This is a genomic window from Polaromonas sp. (assembly GCF_010365105.1).
In the GTDB taxonomy this organism is placed as follows: Bacteria; Pseudomonadota; Gammaproteobacteria; order Burkholderiales; family Burkholderiaceae_C; genus Polaromonas.
In genome coordinates, this window is sequence record NZ_JAAFGZ010000017.1 from 23,811 (window position 1) to 39,734 (window position 15,924).

Genomic DNA, 15,924 nt, shown 5'->3' on the forward strand with positions numbered 1-15,924 from the left:
TGGCAGGGATACTTTAAGTAACCCGCGGTCCAACCTGTCGTTAGACCGCCAAACCTCACCAAACCGCCGCAAGCAGTCCTAAAAACAACAGCAATTTCGCTGTTGGAAACCTGTTGTGTGGATTAGGAAATTCATGTCTGAATCATTTGCCGACCTGTTTAACGAATCACTCGAACGCTCTGAAATGCGCTCCGGTGAAGTCATCACCGCTGAAGTAGTGCGCATCGATCACAACCACGTGGTTGTGAACGCCGGCCTCAAGTCCGAGGCTTACATTCCCCTCGAAGAATTCAAGAACGACCAGGGCGAAGTTGAAGTCCAGGTCGGTGACTTTGTCTCCGTCGCCATCGACTCCGTCGAAAACGGCTACGGCGACACCCTGCTGTCCCGCGACAAGGCCAAGCGCCTGGCTTCGTGGATGAGCCTGGAAAAAGCCCTGGAATCCGGCGAATTCGTCACCGGTCAGACCAGCGGCAAGGTCAAGGGCGGCCTGACCGTTCTGGTCAACGGCATCCGCGCTTTCCTGCCCGGCTCGCTGATCGACACCCGCCCCATCAAGGACTTGTCTCCGTACGAGAACAAGACCATGGAATTCAAGGTCATCAAGCTCGATCGCAAGCGCAACAACGTCGTGCTGTCACGCCGCGCTGTGGTCGAAGCCAGCATGGGCGAAGAGCGCGCCAAGCTGATGGAAACCCTGAAAGAAGGCTCTGCCGTCAAGGGCATTGTCAAGAATATCACCGAATACGGTGCGTTCGTTGACCTGGGCGGTATTGACGGCCTGCTGCACATCACCGACATGGCATGGCGCCGTGTGCGTCACCCAAGCGAAGTGGTGACGGCTGGACAAGAAATCGTGGCCAAGATCCTGAAGTTCGACACCGAAAAGAACCGTGTCTCGCTGGGTCTGAAGCAAATGGGCGACGACCCATGGATGGGCGTGAATCGCCGCTACCCGCAAAGCACCCGTTTGTTCGGCAAGATCACCAACATTGCCGACTACGGCGCGTTTGTGGAACTCGAGCCAGGCATCGAAGGCTTGGTGCACGTGTCCGAAATGGACTGGACGAACAAGAACGTCGCTCCAAGCAAGCTCGTGGCCTTGGGCGACGAAGTCGAAGTCATGGTTCTGGAAATCGACGAAGACAAGCGCCGCATCAGCCTGGGCATGAAACAGTGCAAGGCCAATCCATGGCAGGAATTTGCTGTGGAAACCAAGCGCGGCGACCGCGTCAAGGGACCGATCAAGTCGATCACCGACTTCGGCGTCTTTGTGGGCCTGGCTGCCGGTATCGACGGCCTGGTGCATTTGTCTGACCTCTCGTGGAACGAGCCCGGCGAAGCCGCTGTTCGCAACTACAAAAAAGGCCAGGAAGTCGAAGCCATCGTGCTGGCTGTCGATGTGGACCGCGAGCGTATCTCCCTGGGCATCAAGCAGCTTGATTCCGACCCGTTCACCACGTTCGTGTCGATCAACGACAAGGGCGCGATTGTGACCGGCAAGGTCAAGACCGTGGATGCCAAGGGCGCCGAGATTGATCTGGGTGAAGACATCATTGGCTACCTGCGTGCCAGCGAAATCAGCCGTGACCGCGTTGAAGACGCGCGCAATGTGCTGAAAGAAGGCGACGAAGTGTCCGCAGTCGTGGTGAACGTGGATCGCAAGACCCGCAACATCCAGTTGTCGGTCAAAGCCAAGGACAACGCCGACCAGCAAGAAGCCATGGCGTCCCTGAGCCAGCAGTCGTCGCGTGAAAGCGCCGGCCTGACCAGCCTGGGCGCCCTGCTGCGCGCCAAGCTGGACAGCAGCGAATCCAAGTAATCTTGCGGGACAGTCCACATGACGCGGCTTGCCGCCCATGTGCTCTGTCCCCAACCAGATAATTCCGGATGACCCGAAGCGATTTAGTCGAAGAACTGGCAGCCCGATTCAGCCAGTTGACGCACCGTGATGCCGAACTGGCGGTCAAGACACTTCTTGACGCAATGGCTGACACCCTGGTGCGCGGCAACCGGATTGAAATTCGGGGTTTTGGCAGTTTTTCCATCAATCGGCGCCCTCCCCGCATGGGTCGCAATCCCCGTTCCGGCGAGAGTGTGGCCATCCCTGAAAAACGGGTGCCGCATTTCAAACCGGGCAAGGCCTTGCGCGAAGCGGTCGATGCACGAACGGAAGAATTGCTTAAGGTTCCGCTGTCGAGTTGACTCGTACGGCTTTCTCGCTCGGTGGCTGGCTACAATTGCCAGACCACTCCGGGGATTGCCTGTGAAATACCTGATGTGGCTGCTCAAGGCAGCCATTTTTTTTACGCTTTTTGCTTTTGCGCTGAACAACCAGCAAACGGTTGCAGTGCATTTCTTTTTTGGCACCTTGTGGCAAGCGCCCTTGGTGCTGGTGGTGCTGGTCACCTTTGCCTGCGGTCTTTCAATGGGTATTCTTGTCATGATGCCGCGCTGGTGGAAAAAACGCAAAGCTGCTTTAGCCGCTGAATCGACTGCGGTGCCCACTGAAGCCGAGAACAACCCTGTCCCGCTTCAACATGGAATTTGACTTCACCTGGGTTCTGCTCGGATTTCCCATTGCCTTTACGCTGGGCTGGCTGGCATCCCGGCTGGATCTGCGGCAACTGCGCATCGAAAACCGTCAGGCACCCAAAGCCTACTTCAAGGGATTGAACTTTCTGCTCAACGAGCAGCAAGACCAGGCCATTGATGCATTTATTGAAGCTGTCCAGAACGACCCCGACACGTCCGAGTTGCACTTCGCCTTGGGCAACCTGTTTAGACGCCGTGGCGAATATGAGCGTGCCGTTAGGGTTCATGAGCATCTGATGTCGCGCGGCGACTTGACCCAGCCCGAGCGCGAGCGCGCCCAGCATGCACTGGCACTGGATTTCCTGAAAGCCGGCCTGCTTGATCGTGCAGAGGCTGCACTTCGCAAGCTCGAAGGCACCCCGTTTGAAGAGGAAGCCCGGCTTGCGCTACTGTCGATTTACGAGCGTTCGCGTGACTGGGTCAATGCTACTGAAATTGCCGCCCGACTGGGGAATTCCACCCACGGCAGTTTCAGTACACGGCAATCGCATTATTTGTGCGAGCAGGCGAGTGCTTCCATCGCCACAGGCGATGCCGGTGTGGCCCTTGATCTTCTGACACAGGCTGTCGCGATGGCGCCTGCTTCCGCCAGGCCATTGATTGATCTGGCCAAGCTCCAAAATCAGCTAGGCCAGGGACAGGAGGCATTTCAGACACTGCGCACGCTCACCACGGTTGCCCCACAGGCCTTGCCATTGGCGGCCAACCTGTTGGCCAACGTGGCGCAAAGCATGGGCGAGCAGCAAGCCGCATTGGTACTGCTCAAGACTGGCTATGCCCAGATCCCTTCGATTGACCTGATCGAGGCTATTGTCAAGCTTGAAAAAGATTCCTTGTCCGCCCGAAAATGGTATGTGGCGCACATGGAGCGTGAAATTTCCCTGGTGGCGGCCGGCAAGTGGATTGCAGGAGAGAAACTCGAAGACGAATATCACCACACGCTGGTGCAGCGGGCTATGGACCAGGCGACCAAACCCCTGATGCGCTACCGTTGTGCCGCTTGCGGCTTTGAAGCCACCCAGCATTTCTGGCATTGCCCAGGCTGTCAGGCGTGGGACAGCTACCCCGTGCGCCGCATTGAAGAGTTGTAAAGCTGTTGAACTTATAAAAATGAACCCGACCATCACTCCTGAAAAAATTGCATCGGCCCGCGTCCTGGTGGTGGGCGATGCCATGCTGGATCGCTATTGGTACGGTGCGGTGGACCGTATTTCGCCCGAGGCGCCCGTGCCTGTCGTGCGCGTGACCCGTACCGAAGAACGGATTGGCGCAGCCGCCAATGTGGCCTACAACATCGTGACGCTGGGCGCGCAGGCCTCCCTGCTGACGGTGGTGGGCGAAGATGAAGCCAGCCATACGCTGGAAGACCTGGTCGCGAAAACCGGCATCACGCCCTACTTCGGCCGTGACGCAAATCTTAAAACCACGGTCAAATTGCGCGTGATCGGGCGCCAGCAGCAATTGCTGCGGCTCGACTTTGAAAACACACCTGAACATGAAGTTCTGGCATCCCAGTCCGCCACCTTTGAGACCCTTTACCCAGAACATCAGGCAGTCCTGTTTTCGGATTACGGCAAGGGCGGCCTGGCACACATTGTGGCCATGATTGCCCAGGCGAAGGCTGCCGGCAAGGTGGTTCTGGTGGACCCCAAAGGTTCGGATTTCGAACGCTACAGGAATGCCAGCATCATCACGCCCAACCGCGCAGAACTGGAGCATGTCATTGGTCCCTGGAGCAGTGAAAACGAATTGCGTACCAAGACCCACAATTTGCGGTCGGCGCTCAATCTTCAGGCTTTGCTGGTCACCCGAAGCGAGGAAGGCATGACGCTGTTTGATGCGCAGGGGGAACTGCATGTGCCCACGGTGGCCCGAGAGGTGTTTGACGTCACCGGCGCTGGTGATACCGTGATTGCCACGCTGGCCACCATGGCAGCGGCCGGTTTGAGTCTGCGCGAGGCGGTACGTATTGCCAACCGTGCCGCAGGCATCGTGGTGGGAAAATTTGGAACGGCCACCGTTAATTACAGCGAGCTTTTTGCGGCTTTATGAGCGATTCAGCTCCCTTAACCTGCTAGGACATTTCATGAAAATCGTAGTCACCGGCGCCGCCGGCTTTATCGGCAGCAACCTGGTCAAGGGACTGAATGCGCGCGGCATTGATGACATCATCGCGGTGGATGACCTGACGCAAGGCGACAAATTTCGCAACCTTGCCGACCTGAAGATTGCCGACTACATCGATGCCGCCGATTTCTATCGTCAGTTTGCTGAGAGTGCCTTCGGACACATCGAGGCGGTCTTCCATGAGGGAGCCTGCAGCGATACCATGGAACTCGACGGCAAATACATGATGGCCAACAACTACACCCTGTCATGTGATCTGTTTCGTGCCTGCCAGAGCCAGAACACCCGCCTGCTGTATGCCTCGTCAGCCGCCACGTACGGGGGCTCGGACACCTTCAGCGAGTCTCCGGAATTCGAACAACCGCTGAATGTCTACGGTTACTCCAAACTGCTGTTTGACCAGCACCTGCGGCGCGAGATCGGCAAGGGATTTGAAAATGCGCAGACGCAAGTTGCGGGTTTCCGCTATTTCAATGTCTATGGCCCGCGCGAGCAGCACAAGGGCCGCATGGCCAGCGTGGCCTTTCACCAGTACAACCAGTTTCAGGCCGAGGGCAAGGTCAAGCTGTTTGGCGACTACGGCGGCTATGGCCCGGGCGGGCAAATGCGCGACTTTGTCTTTATCGACGATGTGGTGGCCGTGAATCTCTGGTTTTTTGACCATCCCGAAAAATCAGGCATTTTCAATCTCGGAACAGGCTGTGCCCAACCGTTCAACGATGTCGCGATTGCCGTCGTCAACACCTTGCGCCAAGGCCAGAATGCAGATCCATTGAGTCTTGAAGAGGCCGTGCGCGGAGGCATGATTGATTACATCGGTTTCCCCGAAGCACTCGTTGGCAAGTACCAGAGCTATACGCAGGCCGACTTGAGCGCCCTGCGAGCGGCAGGCTGCGGACATGCCTTCGCTGATGTGCAAACCGGGGTGGCAGCTTATATGCAGTGGCTCAACAACAGTAGGAAATAACTGCGTTTCCAATTCCCGATTTTTTCTGTCGTGAACCTTCATAGGCTTGCATTGAACACAGGCTTGTGTCGCTTTACCTAGCGATTCAGTTCAAGGATTTTCAATGCTTAAACAATTACTGGCGTTTTTTACAGCGCTTTCCTTCTCGACAGCCTTTGCCGCCGTCGATGTCAATCAAGCCAGCGAAGCTGAACTCGATGGAATCAAGGGTGTCGGACCTGCCACCAGCCGGCTGATTGTTGCCGAGCGTAAAAAATCAGAGTTTAAAAGCTGGGCAGATTTCATCGGACGCATCAAGGGTTTGGGCGACAAAAGCGCAGCAAAGTTGTCTACACAAGGCCTGACGGTGGGCGGCGCAGCTTACGGAGCAGACATGGTTGATGCAAAACCAATCCAAAAATAGCCAGACGCTTGTCGCATGGCTTGGTCTCAATGCACACGAGTCTAGGTTGAACACTTAATTCGATTGCCCATGAAAAAACCCGCTCGAAAGCGGGTTTTTTCATTTGAAAGCGAAAGCGTCCAAATTATCAACCCATGTGCAGACCGCCATTGAGCGAGAAGTCGGCGCCTGTTGCGTAGCCGCCTTCGTCGGATGCAATCCAGGCAATGATCGATGCAATTTCTTCGGGTTTACCCAGACGCTTGGCCGGGACGCCGGCAACGATTTTTTCCAGCACTTCAGGGCGAATGGCATTCACCATGTCGGTGCCGACATAGCCAGGGCTCACCGTGTTGACCGTAACGCCCTTGGACGCCACTTCCTGCGCCAGGGCCATGGTAAAGCCATGCAAGCCGGCTTTGGCGGTGGAGTAGTTCACCTGGCCAAACTGGCCTTTTTGGCCGTTGACCGACGAAATGTTGATGACACGGCCAAAACCTGCTGTCACCATGTCTTCGATGACCTGCTTGGTCACGTTGAACATGCTGTCCAGATTGGTGGAGATAACCGCATCCCAGTCTGCCTTGCTCATCTTGCGAAACTGGCCATCACGCGTGATGCCCGCATTGTTCACCAGCACACTGACCGGGCCATGCTCTGCCTTGACCTTGTCAAAGGCAGCGACGGTGGATTCCCAGTCGCCAACATTGCCTACCGACGCATAAAACGTATAACCCAGCGCCTTTTGCTCATCAAGCCATTTGGTGAAATCACGCGTGGGGCCGCAGCCAGCAATGACCTTGAAACCGTCTTTGGCCAGCCGCTGGCAAATTGCGGTTCCGATACCACCCATGCCCCCCGTTACATACGCTACTTTGTTGCTCATTGTCTTCTCCTAGGATCGTTGGACTTATTTAAAAATTTTGCTATTAATCTAATAGCTGCTCACGCCCTGCTGGCAAACGCGCGTGACTGTTTTACCTGATATTCAGCGTTCCAGCGTGAGGGCAACCCCCATACCGCCGCCGATACACAGGCTGGCAATGCCTTTTTTGGCATCGCGCCGCACCATTTCGTGCAGCAGGGTGACCAGAATGCGGCAACCGGACGCGCCAATCGGGTGGCCAATGGCAATCGCGCCGCCGTTGACATTAACCTTGCTGGTGTCCCAGCCCATTTCCTGGTTGACTGCACAGGCTTGGGCGGCAAACGCCTCGTTGATTTCGAGCAGGTCAAGATCCTGCACTTTCCAGCCTGCGCGCTGCAAGGCCTTGGTTGAAGCCGGCACAGGGCCCATGCCCATGTAGGCGGGGTCCAGACCGGCTGTGGCGTAGCTGGCGATTCGTGCCAGGGGCGTCAGTCCAAGGGCTGCTGCCTTTTTGGCGGTCATGACCATGACCGCAGCCGCACCGTCGTTCAATCCGGAGGCATTGCCTGCGGTGACGCTGCCCGCCTTGTCGAAGGCCGGGCGCAAGCCTGCCAGACCTTCGGCGCTAGTCTTGCGGTTGAGAAACTCGTCGGATGAAAACACCACCGGGTCACCCTTTTTCTGGGGAATCGAGATGGGGATGATTTCATCCTTGAACTTGCCGGCATCCTGGGCCGCAGCCGCCTTTGTCTGGCTGGCGAGCGCCAGCGCGTCCTGGGCTTCCCGGCTGACGCTGTACTTCTTGGCGACGTTTTCCGCAGTGATGCCCATGTGGTACTGGTTGTACACGTCCCACAGGCCGTCCACGATCATGGTATCGACCAATTTCCAGTCGCCCATGCGCTGGCCGTCACGCGAGCCGTTCAGCACATGCGGAGAAGCGCTCATGTTTTCCTGGCCACCGGCAATCACGATCTCACTGTCGCCGGTGGCCACAGCCTGGGCGGCGAGCATGACGGATTTCAGGCCGGAACCACAAACGGCGTTGATGGTGAGGCCCGGGATGCCCTGGGGGAATCCGGCCTTGAGCACGGACTGGCGAGCCGGGTTCTGGCCTGCTCCGGCAGCAAGCACCTGGCCCATGATGACTTCGCCAATCTGTTCAGCATTCAGGCCCGAACGCTCCAGCACGGCCTTGATAACCGCAGCACCCAGTTCGGTGGCAGGTACTTTTGCCAGCGAGCCGCCGAATTTTCCAACAGCGGTCCTGCCTGCTGACACGATAACGATTTCTTCCATGTTGTCTCCTTAAAAAATTATTAGTTGCATCTGGGCGCTGCCGAATCAAAGCTCCGGGAGGATGGAACGTGTCCGCACCTGAAACCTGCAACAGTGTTCAGCCTGCTTCAGGCCTTGACCTTGACGTAGCGGCCAGGTGCGGGTTCGATGGCCTTGAATTTGCGGCTGCCATAGGATTTGGGCGCTGCAATCTGCTTGCCGGCGTGGCTCTGCAGCCAGTCGGACCAGTCAGTCCACCAGCTGCCAGCATGCTCGGTGGCGTTTTTTTGCCAATCTTGCTGCGACGCCGGGTATTTGTCGCCCGCCGTGCGGCTGGACGTCAACTGGTCGTTCGTCCAGTAGCTGCGCTTCTTTTTGGCGGGCGGATTGATCACGCCCGCAATATGGCCAGACGCCCCCATCACAAAGCGCTTCTTGCCTGGCAGAACCTGGGTTGACGCATAGGCGCCGCCAATCGGCACGATATGGTCTTCGCGCGAGCCATAGAGGTAGAACGGCATGTCGAGCTTGCCGAGATCAACCTTTTCGCCACACACCACCATTTTTCCGGGCTTGATCAGGTTGTTTTCGAAATAGGTATTGCGCAGGTACCAGGCATAGAAGGGTCCTGGGAGATTGGTCGAATCGCTGTTCCAGTAAAGCAGGTCAAAAGGCGGTGGGGTTTCACCCTTCAAGTAGTTACCGACCACATAGTTCCAGACCAGATCGTTCGGGCGCAAAAAGCTGAAGGTGGATGCCAGATCTTTGCCCTTGAGCAAGCCGCCCTTGCCCATTTCGGCTTCACGGTACTTGACCGATGTTTCGTCAATAAAGATGTCCAGGATGCCGGTGTCGCTGAAGTCCAGCAACGACGTTAGCAGTGTGACGCTTTCCACCGGTTTTTCGTCGCGCGCAGCCAGCACCGCCAGCGCCGTGCTCAGGATCGTGCCGCCAACGCAGAAACCCAGGGCATTGATGGTGTCGGCGCCGGTGATTTCCTTCACGACTTCAATTGCCTTGATGGGTGCGTTCTCGATGTAGTCGTCCCAGGTCTTGCCAGCCATGGTCTGGTCGGGATTGCGCCAGCTCATCACGAAGGTCCGGTGACCTTGCGCCGTGGCATAGCGGATCAGGGAATTTTCAGGCTGCAGGTCCAGGATGTAGAACTTGTTGATGCAGGGCGGCACCATCAGGAAGGGCTTTTCATAGACCTTGTCCGTCAGCGGCTTGTATTCGAGCAACTGGAAATACTCGTTTTCAAACACCACGGCGCCTTCGGTGGTGGCGACGTTCTTGCCGACCTCGAAGATGCTTTCGTCGGTCATGGAGACATGGCCCTGCTTCATGTCGTGCAGCATGTTCGCCATGCCCTTGGCGATGCTCTCGCCCCGGGTTTCGATGGCTTTTTTCTGTGCTTCGGCATTCAGCGCCAGAAAGTTGCTGGGCGCTGAAGCCGCCATCCACTGCTCGACCGCGAAACGCAGCCGCGCCTTGGTCTTGGCGTCGCTTTCGACGGCTTCGGCCAGGCCCATGAGGGTGGTGGCGTTGAGCTGATAGGCCGAGGCAAGGAATTTCGACACCGGACTGGCCTGCCAGGCAGGATCGGAGAAACGCCGGTCAACCGGCTTTACGGCCTCTTCACCGGCATGCAGGCCCTGGTTCCAGAGAGCCGACGCGCCGGCAATGTACTGCTGCTGAAGCTCAAGAAGCTTGGAAGGCTCGAACGTGATGGACGGCTGGGAAGGTGCGAGGGACTTGAACACCGACATGTCCATCGCTGGAAAGCCGGGCGCAGTCTTGGCGCCAAAGGACGACATCGCCTGCTTGATCCCTTCTCCTAGGGTTTCCTGCATTTGTTGGCTCGCCTGTGTCCAGTTCAGTTCAGAATTCATCAATGTTTCCTCGGTGATGCAGTGTGCTGGCAAACGCCATTTGCTTGCAGCCAGTATCCTATCAATTACTTTTCAGATCCTGACAAGAAAGCATGAATTCATTATGTATTTGGTCGTAATCGCGTGGATGTATGTCGTGCTGATGATGAGCGCTGCCGAAGCCGCCAGCAGCAATGGAACCGTTTTGGGCGCGCTGGTTACCCTTTTACTCTATGGCGTAGGTCCGGTGATATTGGTGGTTTACCTGATGGGAGCTCCTGCGCGCAACAAGGCGATTAAAAAGCGTGAGGCCGAAGCGCGGGCAAGCCATCTGGCCTCCACCCGTCAGGTTGGGGTTCCAGCCACTGCTTCAGCCGTCGAGCCAGATGCAGGCAGCCATGCGCCCGGTGGTGCCGAAGCCGTTGCCAGTGATACCGGTATCACGCCGGTGAGAAAAGAACCTTGAGGGATTGCCCACTGTGCACCAGGGGGCGCTCCCGTCGTTTCCATACACCTGTGTGACACCCAGTGCCTGAAGCCTGAGGCGAGCAAGGGCTGGCAAATCGGCCAGGTATTTGCCCGGCCCGATAGCGGTAAAGCAATGCGCTGCTTGCGTCTGCCGTGCGGCAAACGCGGCCCTCACCTCTTGGCCCACTTCAAACGCCGCAGGCCCGATGCACGGACCCAGCCAAGCTATTATTTTTGTAGCTGCTTGTGCATGCTGGTATTGCGCAAGAGCACTCAAAGATTCAAAAACCGACTCGATGACGCCCTGCCCTGCGGCATCACCGCTGCCGGCCAGCCCCCGCCAGCCGGCATGGGCTGCGGCGACCCTGGTGCCGTCCAGGGAGGCCAGCAGCACCGGCAGGCAGTCGGCCACCATGACGGTGCAGGCCAGCTGGCGATGCAGCGTCATGCAGGCATCTGCAGACTGGCCGTCGGGAGTATCCGGGTCCAGCAGTTCCACCCGGGCGCCATGCACCTGGTCGAGGAAGACGGCGCGCTCGGCGCCCGTGGCCCTCTTCAGCAGCTGGCGGTTGGCGTTAACCGATGCGGGCAGATCGCCCACATGGCTGCCCAGGTTCATCGTGTCGAACGGCACAGCCGAAACGCCGCCGGCGCGGCTGGTGAAAACGGCCTTGATACCGGCCGGCGCGGGCCAGTCCGGAACCAGCCAGTCAGAATGAAAACGGCCGGACACCCTCAAGCCTGACTGTCAGGACAGGCAGACGGCTGGGCCTTCTGAAAGGCTGGCAGCGCCATGCACGCATGGTAGGCGGCCATGGTGAGCGGCAGGCTATCCAAACTCACGTCGAAACGCGAGGCATTGTAAATTTGCGGCACCAGGCAGCAGTCGGCCAGCGTCGGGGTGTTGCCGTAGCAATAGGCTGAATCGGGCAAGCGGGCAAGCTGCCGCTCGAAGGCCTCCAGTCCTTCACGGCACCAGTGGCGATACCACTGGTTTTTTTCCTCGTCCTTGACATGCAGGTCGCGCACAAGGTACCTGAGGACGCGCAGGTTGTTGAGGGGATGGATTTCGCAGGCAATCGACTGCGCCAGCGCCCGCACTTTGGCGCGGCCCAGTGCGTCGGCCGGCAGCAGCGCAGGCGCGGGATGCGTTTCATCCAGGTACTCGATGATGGCCATCGACTGCGACAGATTTTCGCCCTCCGCTTCCAGCAGCGGCACCAGGCCGTCAGCAGAAAGCGCTGCATAGGGCGCTTTGCGGTGCTCGTCCCTAGTGAGCTGGACCGCCACATAGTCGTAGGCCAGGCCCTTGAGTTCCAGCGCGATGCGCACCCGGAACGACGCCGAAGAACGGAAATAGTTATGCAGCTTCATAGCCGAAAGCATAAACCGGGATCGTTTTTCCTGCTTTTTCGGCAGCGCCGCGGCTGGGCTGGCAGATGGGGTGAATACGAATACAGGCCGGCGGGTCAGCCAATGGCGGCAAAGCGGGTTCCGGCCTGCTTGAGGCTCCAGAGCAATTCGACCAGCGCGGGATTGTTCAGCAGGGGTTCGCCCATCACGATCAGCCAGTAGCCGGCACCGTCCACCCAAAAGGGCAGAAAAGCCTGGTCAGGCAGCAAGAATTCCGGGTCGCTGTGAAACGACACATAGCGCGTGGCGCCGTCCCAGCCGCGCCGTGCCTGCCGTGCCGCGAAATCCGAGTAGTCGGCAGCGGCAGCGCAAAGCAGTTCGGCCTCATCTTGGCCGACGCCGGCGCGGCCCAGGCAAAATCCGCCTTCAGACGCCAGGACTGCACGGCGTTCGCCCGACAGCGAGGCAATCACATGCTGCAAAAAATCGTCCAGCCGGGCATCGGGACCCTGAAGCGATCCGGGCAGCGCCTGCACCCAGCCGCGTTCCAGCGCGCCAGCCAGCACAGCGGGCGCCGACGGCTCGGCGGCAGTCCAGTCGGCCAGGCTCAATGAATGCTCGCCGACCAGCAGGCTTTGCAGGGCGGTGGCGGTGTCATCCGGCGTCTTGTGGGCAAACGCATGCAGCACGCCGGCAGGCGTCAGCATGAAGCATTCGGATGCAGTCAGGGTCATGGCAGGTGCTCGGCTAAGAGAAAGTTAAAAAAGGTTTTCTGGCAAACGCGCGGCAGATTCAGGGCCGGGGGTCGGCAAAGTCGTGCGCCAGTGTCCACAGCAAGGCTTCCAGCGGCTCTGCGGGGATGTCGAGTCGCACCGCACGCGCCCTTGCATCCTGACCGTCGATCGGGTCGATCTCGACGCTAAAGGCCAATTCTTCGTCCCGGCACAGCTGCGCCAGCGCAGGCGCAGGCGTATTGCTCGCGGCCCATTGCTCTCCGGGATGAAAAATCATCCGGTTGACAAACGATATCCGTAGTTCGAAAGGATGCTGCTGCCCCAGCGATTCAGCCAGCCTTCGCAGAAAAAGTGGCTTGCCGCTCAAGGGACCCATCTGGGCCTGGAACTCGCTGCAGGCCAGCGTGCGCTCAACCAGGACCGGTGCCGCTACGGTCGGCATGGGGGCGGGTAGTACCCTGGCAGGAGGTAGGGTCGGGGCAGGCGCCACGGGCAACAAGGGCCGCGAAACTGCACGGGCTTGGGGGGCACTCGTCCTGCCAGGCGATGCTGGCTTTTTCGCCTGCAGGGTCGTTGATGGTGCGGGGACCGCCCGGGCCGCTGCCTGCTGGAGCGCAGCCCGCATGGCTTCGACGCCGTAGGGCTTGTGCAGCAGCACCAGCGGCTGGCCTTGAATGAGAAGTGCATCCAGCGCCGACCAGGTCTGGTCAAAAGCGGGCGCCACCAGCACGGCGGGCGCGCCGCCGAGCGAATCCAGCAGTTCTCCTTGCGCCGCATCGGTCCAGCGCGCCATTCCCCTGCCCGCCAGATCGACCACGTACAGGTCTGCGGCTGGCATGGGCGCCCTGGGTCCGTCCGTTGCCGGCAGGCACTGCCAGCCGGGCAATGTCTTGCCCACCAGCATGCCAAGGGCCACTTCTTCGCGTGCCGTCAGGCCGACCAGTGCGATGTTCATGTCGTCTCCCGGGGTTGTTCCAGCTGCAGGCTGACCGCTTCCCAGTCGTCGGGCAGGTCCGCACCCGACTTGCGCAAGTCGCGACGCGCCAGCATGAAGGCCAGGTTGTCATGGCAAGTCACGCAGTGGTGCAGGAATTCATTTTGGGCCGTGGTATCCCCCGCCTCGAAGGCTCGCACCGCCTGCCCGGCCAGCAGGCGCGAATCGTCCGCGCTACAGCGCCGCGAGCGGGTGGAAATATCGGCCGAAGGATGGGCCAGCACGCTCCAGCGCGTGGCCAGCGGGTTGATGACGGGCAAGGGCGACTGGCCGATCTGCGCTTCGAACCAGCGGGCCGCATGTGCCGAAAGCCGTCCTTTTGCCAGTTGCAGGGCGGTGCGCTTGAGCATTGCGTGTGGCGCGCCAAAGCAGCTGAACAGGTCGGCCAGCGCCCCCTGTACCGGTTCGGCGCCGGGCAGTTCCAGCGCAGCCTGCAGGCGCGCCATATGGGCGTCATGGTCGGCCGGAACGCGCAGCATGCGCCGCGCATGCCGCCGCACGGCGAGTCGGGCATCGCGAAGGCGCGGTGCCGTGCCATCCGTTGGTGCCGTGTCAGTCAAGGAGCGTGTCCATGAGGTCGATCATGAATTCCGCGTCTTCCTGGTTCATGGGTTCGAACCCTTGGGGAAGGCCCAACGCGTCCAGCACGTCGCGGTCTGCAGGCTCGCTGCCAATGCCCAGCAAGGCCTGGCTGACGCGCGGCAGGTCGCCGGCCATGCGCGGGTGCGCCAGCACCACGTGCGAGATATCGCTGATACGGCTTTCCACCAGGATGCGCAGCTGGCTGCGGGTCATGCGTGTGAGCGATGCATAGGCTTCGGCCAGGAAAAACCCGGCCTGCACATCGCCCTTGATCGTCAGGCGCGCCGCCGCCTGGAAACTGTCCACCGGCACCCATTCGATCAGGTCTTGCGTCAGGTCGGCCGGCTCCAGCAGGCGCAGGCCGATCAGCTTGACGTCCTTGTTGTCGGTCAGCGTAATGCGGCTGCCAGGCCGGATGTCCTCCAGCCGTTGCAAGGCCGATTCGGCGGCGGTGGCAATCACCATCTCGTCAAACTTCCCGGCGGGCCGGGCGAACGGCACGTAACCCTGGTGGCGGATCATGTCAACAGCGTCGAACGGGTTGGCATAGACCAGGTCAACGTCACCCCCGGCAAGCAGGCTGGATTGTTCCGGCGGGCTGGCCGGGGTCAGCAGATGCAGCCTGATGCCGGAACGGCGTTGCAGCAGGGTGTTGAGCATGTGCCAGCCAGCAAAACGCTCGGGTGAAAAATCAGGGGCGATCAGGAAATTGAGGGTCATGGTGCAGCTTTCTCTGGGTCCTGAGTCTGTTCCTGCTCCAGCCACTGCCGGTACACCGGAATCAGCTCGTCAATGCGGGTGCGCGACGGCTTGCGCCGAACCGAGGTGTAGCCGGCAATCTGCCCGTTGCGGATATTGGGAACGGCGGTGGCATACACCCAATAGTAAGAGCCATCCTTGCGCAGGTTCTTGACATAGCCATGCCACTTCTTGCCCTCGGCAACCGTGTCCCACAGCCCCTTGAACGCGGCCTTGGGCATGTCGGGGTGGCGCAGGATATGGTGCGGCTTGCCAATCAGCTCGTCGCGCTCCCAGCCGCTCAGTTCGACAAACGCATCGTTGGCATGGGTCAGGATGCCTTCCAGGTCGGTGCGGGAAACAATCAGGCGCCCTTCGGGGAACGGCACTTCCACAACGGTGGTGAAAACCGTCCGGGAGGTTCCGTCGGTGTAGGTCAGCCTGGACTCGACGGCATCTAGGGTCGGCCGGGTCATGTCGGAAAGTTGCATGGCGACTCCCTTAGATCAGCTTGGACAGCGTTTCGGCTGCCCGCTTGATGTCCAGAAAGATCAGGCCGAGCTTGGCATTCGACTTGGCCAGCACCGTCAACACGGCCTCAGGCCCTGCCGAACTCATGATGACGTAGCCGCGCTCACCCTGGATCAGCACCCGCGCCAGCGTACCGCGCGCCAGTTCGCGTGCGGTGCGCTCGCCCAGCGACAGCAAGGCAGCCGACATGGCGCCGATACGGTCCTCGTCCATGCCATGCGGCAGGGCCGAGGCAATCATCAGGCCGTCGGTCGAAATCAGCGCTGAAGCCTCGATGTCGGCTGTCGAGCCGTTCAAGTCCTCCAGCGCCTGCTGAAACATGTCTGTGCGCATCATTTACTCCGTAGTCGTGCATTCAAATTCGTTGGAAACATTAAATAACGCAAAAACGAAGTTACAACTGATACAAATCAACACTACTTCAAAAGAGGTCATT

19 protein-coding genes are annotated in these 15,924 nt (G+C 59.4%); 8 read left to right on the plus strand and 11 right to left on the minus strand.

Going from position 1 to position 15,924, the window contains the following annotated elements:
• The first annotated feature begins 133 nt into the window (after positions 1-133).
• The 7 genes from rpsA (at position 134) to GZ092_RS12520 (ending at position 6,092) form a co-directional block, all read left to right on the plus strand.
• Positions 134-1,822: a 30S ribosomal protein S1 gene (gene rpsA, locus GZ092_RS12490; protein ID WP_293636827.1), complete on the plus strand. Its 1,689-nt coding sequence runs from the start codon at positions 134-136 to the stop codon at positions 1,820-1,822.
• A 68-nt stretch (positions 1,823-1,890) separates the two neighbouring features.
• Positions 1,891-2,205: an integration host factor subunit beta gene (locus GZ092_RS12495; protein ID WP_293636828.1), complete on the plus strand. Its 315-nt coding sequence runs from the start codon at positions 1,891-1,893 to the stop codon at positions 2,203-2,205.
• A 61-nt stretch (positions 2,206-2,266) separates the two neighbouring features.
• Entirely contained in the window at positions 2,267-2,551 is a 285-nt protein-coding gene (locus tag GZ092_RS12500) for a LapA family protein (RefSeq protein WP_293636829.1), read from the plus strand.
• Positions 2,541-3,686 (plus strand): lipopolysaccharide assembly protein LapB, encoded by a 1,146-nt coding sequence (gene lapB / locus GZ092_RS12505; RefSeq protein WP_293636830.1) that lies wholly within the window; start codon positions 2,541-2,543, stop codon positions 3,684-3,686. Before GZ092_RS12500 ends, lapB begins: the two co-directional genes overlap by 11 nt.
• A 19-nt stretch (positions 3,687-3,705) precedes the next feature.
• Complete coding sequence (gene rfaE1, locus GZ092_RS12510) at positions 3,706-4,647, plus strand: D-glycero-beta-D-manno-heptose-7-phosphate kinase (RefSeq protein ID WP_293636831.1); 942 nt, start codon at positions 3,706-3,708, stop codon at positions 4,645-4,647.
• A gap of 34 nt (positions 4,648-4,681) precedes the next feature.
• Entirely contained in the window at positions 4,682-5,689 is a 1,008-nt protein-coding gene (rfaD, locus tag GZ092_RS12515) for an ADP-glyceromanno-heptose 6-epimerase (protein ID WP_293636832.1), read from the plus strand.
• Positions 5,690-5,792: 103 nt separating this feature from the next.
• Positions 5,793-6,092, plus strand: coding sequence for a helix-hairpin-helix domain-containing protein (locus GZ092_RS12520; RefSeq protein ID WP_293636834.1), 300 nt, complete (start codon positions 5,793-5,795; stop codon positions 6,090-6,092).
• 127 nt (positions 6,093-6,219) lie between these two features.
• Here the strand turns inward: GZ092_RS12520 and phbB are convergent, their stop codons facing one another.
• The 3 genes from phbB to phaC all read right to left on the minus strand — a co-directional run bounded on the left by phbB (position 6,220) and on the right by phaC (position 10,109).
• Positions 6,220-6,957 (minus strand): acetoacetyl-CoA reductase, encoded by a 738-nt coding sequence (gene phbB / locus GZ092_RS12525; protein ID WP_293636835.1) that lies wholly within the window; start codon positions 6,955-6,957, stop codon positions 6,220-6,222.
• Between the two features lie 102 nt (positions 6,958-7,059).
• A complete protein-coding gene (locus tag GZ092_RS12530) occupies positions 7,060-8,238 on the minus strand; it encodes an acetyl-CoA C-acetyltransferase (RefSeq protein WP_293636836.1) in 1,179 nt (392 codons plus the stop codon).
• Between the two features lie 107 nt (positions 8,239-8,345).
• On the minus strand, positions 8,346-10,109 hold the full coding sequence (phaC, locus tag GZ092_RS12535; protein WP_293636837.1) for a class I poly(R)-hydroxyalkanoic acid synthase: 1,764 nt from the start codon (positions 10,107-10,109) through the stop codon (positions 8,346-8,348).
• Here phaC and GZ092_RS12540 point away from each other — a divergent pair.
• Complete coding sequence (locus GZ092_RS12540; protein WP_293636838.1) at positions 10,042-10,554, plus strand: hypothetical protein; 513 nt, start codon at positions 10,042-10,044, stop codon at positions 10,552-10,554. The two genes, phaC and GZ092_RS12540, sit on opposite strands and share 68 nt — an antisense overlap.
• Here GZ092_RS12540 and pgeF read toward each other — a convergent pair.
• The 8 genes from pgeF to GZ092_RS12580 form a co-directional block, all read right to left on the minus strand.
• Positions 10,459-11,289, minus strand: coding sequence for a peptidoglycan editing factor PgeF (pgeF, locus tag GZ092_RS12545; RefSeq protein ID WP_293636840.1), 831 nt, complete (start codon positions 11,287-11,289; stop codon positions 10,459-10,461). The two genes, GZ092_RS12540 and pgeF, sit on opposite strands and share 96 nt — an antisense overlap.
• 2 nt (positions 11,290-11,291) lie before the next feature.
• Entirely contained in the window at positions 11,292-11,930 is a 639-nt protein-coding gene (maiA, locus tag GZ092_RS12550) for a maleylacetoacetate isomerase (RefSeq protein ID WP_293636842.1), read from the minus strand.
• A 95-nt stretch (positions 11,931-12,025) separates the two neighbouring features.
• Positions 12,026-12,643 carry a hypothetical protein gene (locus tag GZ092_RS12555; protein WP_293636844.1) on the minus strand — a complete coding sequence of 206 codons (618 nt, stop codon included), beginning with the start codon at positions 12,641-12,643 and terminating at the stop codon, positions 12,026-12,028.
• A gap of 58 nt (positions 12,644-12,701) precedes the next feature.
• Positions 12,702-13,598, minus strand: coding sequence for a hypothetical protein (locus tag GZ092_RS12560; RefSeq protein WP_293636845.1), 897 nt, complete (start codon positions 13,596-13,598; stop codon positions 12,702-12,704).
• On the minus strand, positions 13,595-14,197 hold the full coding sequence (locus GZ092_RS12565) for a hypothetical protein (RefSeq protein ID WP_293636846.1): 603 nt from the start codon (positions 14,195-14,197) through the stop codon (positions 13,595-13,597). Before GZ092_RS12565 ends, GZ092_RS12560 begins: the two co-directional genes overlap by 4 nt.
• A complete protein-coding gene (locus GZ092_RS12570; protein WP_293636847.1) occupies positions 14,190-14,939 on the minus strand; it encodes a phosphate/phosphite/phosphonate ABC transporter substrate-binding protein in 750 nt (249 codons plus the stop codon). Before GZ092_RS12570 ends, GZ092_RS12565 begins: the two co-directional genes overlap by 8 nt.
• Positions 14,936-15,448 (minus strand): PAS domain-containing protein, encoded by a 513-nt coding sequence (locus GZ092_RS12575; protein ID WP_293636848.1) that lies wholly within the window; start codon positions 15,446-15,448, stop codon positions 14,936-14,938. The genes GZ092_RS12570 and GZ092_RS12575 overlap by 4 nt, the downstream gene beginning before the upstream one ends.
• 10 nt (positions 15,449-15,458) lie before the next feature.
• The gene (locus GZ092_RS12580; RefSeq protein WP_011802192.1) at positions 15,459-15,821 is read right to left on the minus strand and encodes a roadblock/LC7 domain-containing protein; all 363 of its coding nucleotides are present in this window, start codon (positions 15,819-15,821) and stop codon (positions 15,459-15,461) included.
• Between the last annotated feature and the right edge of the window lie 103 nt (positions 15,822-15,924).

Coding starts and splice junctions, on each gene's coding strand:
- rpsA (WP_293636827.1), top strand. CDS start 134: ATGTCTGAATCATTTGCCGACCTGTTTAACGAATCACTCGAACGCTCT.
- GZ092_RS12495 (WP_293636828.1), top strand. CDS start 1,891: ATGACCCGAAGCGATTTAGTCGAAGAACTGGCAGCCCGATTCAGCCAG.
- lapB (WP_293636830.1), top strand. CDS start 2,541: ATGGAATTTGACTTCACCTGGGTTCTGCTCGGATTTCCCATTGCCTTT.
- rfaE1 (WP_293636831.1), top strand. CDS start 3,706: ATGAACCCGACCATCACTCCTGAAAAAATTGCATCGGCCCGCGTCCTG.
- rfaD (WP_293636832.1), top strand. CDS start 4,682: ATGAAAATCGTAGTCACCGGCGCCGCCGGCTTTATCGGCAGCAACCTG.
- GZ092_RS12520 (WP_293636834.1), top strand. CDS start 5,793: ATGCTTAAACAATTACTGGCGTTTTTTACAGCGCTTTCCTTCTCGACA.
- phbB (WP_293636835.1), bottom strand. CDS start 6,957: ATGAGCAACAAAGTAGCGTATGTAACGGGGGGCATGGGTGGTATCGGA.
- GZ092_RS12530 (WP_293636836.1), bottom strand. CDS start 8,238: ATGGAAGAAATCGTTATCGTGTCAGCAGGCAGGACCGCTGTTGGAAAA.
- phaC (WP_293636837.1), bottom strand. CDS start 10,109: ATGAATTCTGAACTGAACTGGACACAGGCGAGCCAACAAATGCAGGAA.
- maiA (WP_293636842.1), bottom strand. CDS start 11,930: ATGAAGCTGCATAACTATTTCCGTTCTTCGGCGTCGTTCCGGGTGCGC.
- GZ092_RS12555 (WP_293636844.1), bottom strand. CDS start 12,643: ATGACCCTGACTGCATCCGAATGCTTCATGCTGACGCCTGCCGGCGTG.
- GZ092_RS12560 (WP_293636845.1), bottom strand. CDS start 13,598: ATGAACATCGCACTGGTCGGCCTGACGGCACGCGAAGAAGTGGCCCTT.
- GZ092_RS12570 (WP_293636847.1), bottom strand. CDS start 14,939: ATGACCCTCAATTTCCTGATCGCCCCTGATTTTTCACCCGAGCGTTTT.
- GZ092_RS12575 (WP_293636848.1), bottom strand. CDS start 15,448: ATGCAACTTTCCGACATGACCCGGCCGACCCTAGATGCCGTCGAGTCC.
- GZ092_RS12580 (WP_011802192.1), bottom strand. CDS start 15,821: ATGCGCACAGACATGTTTCAGCAGGCGCTGGAGGACTTGAACGGCTCG.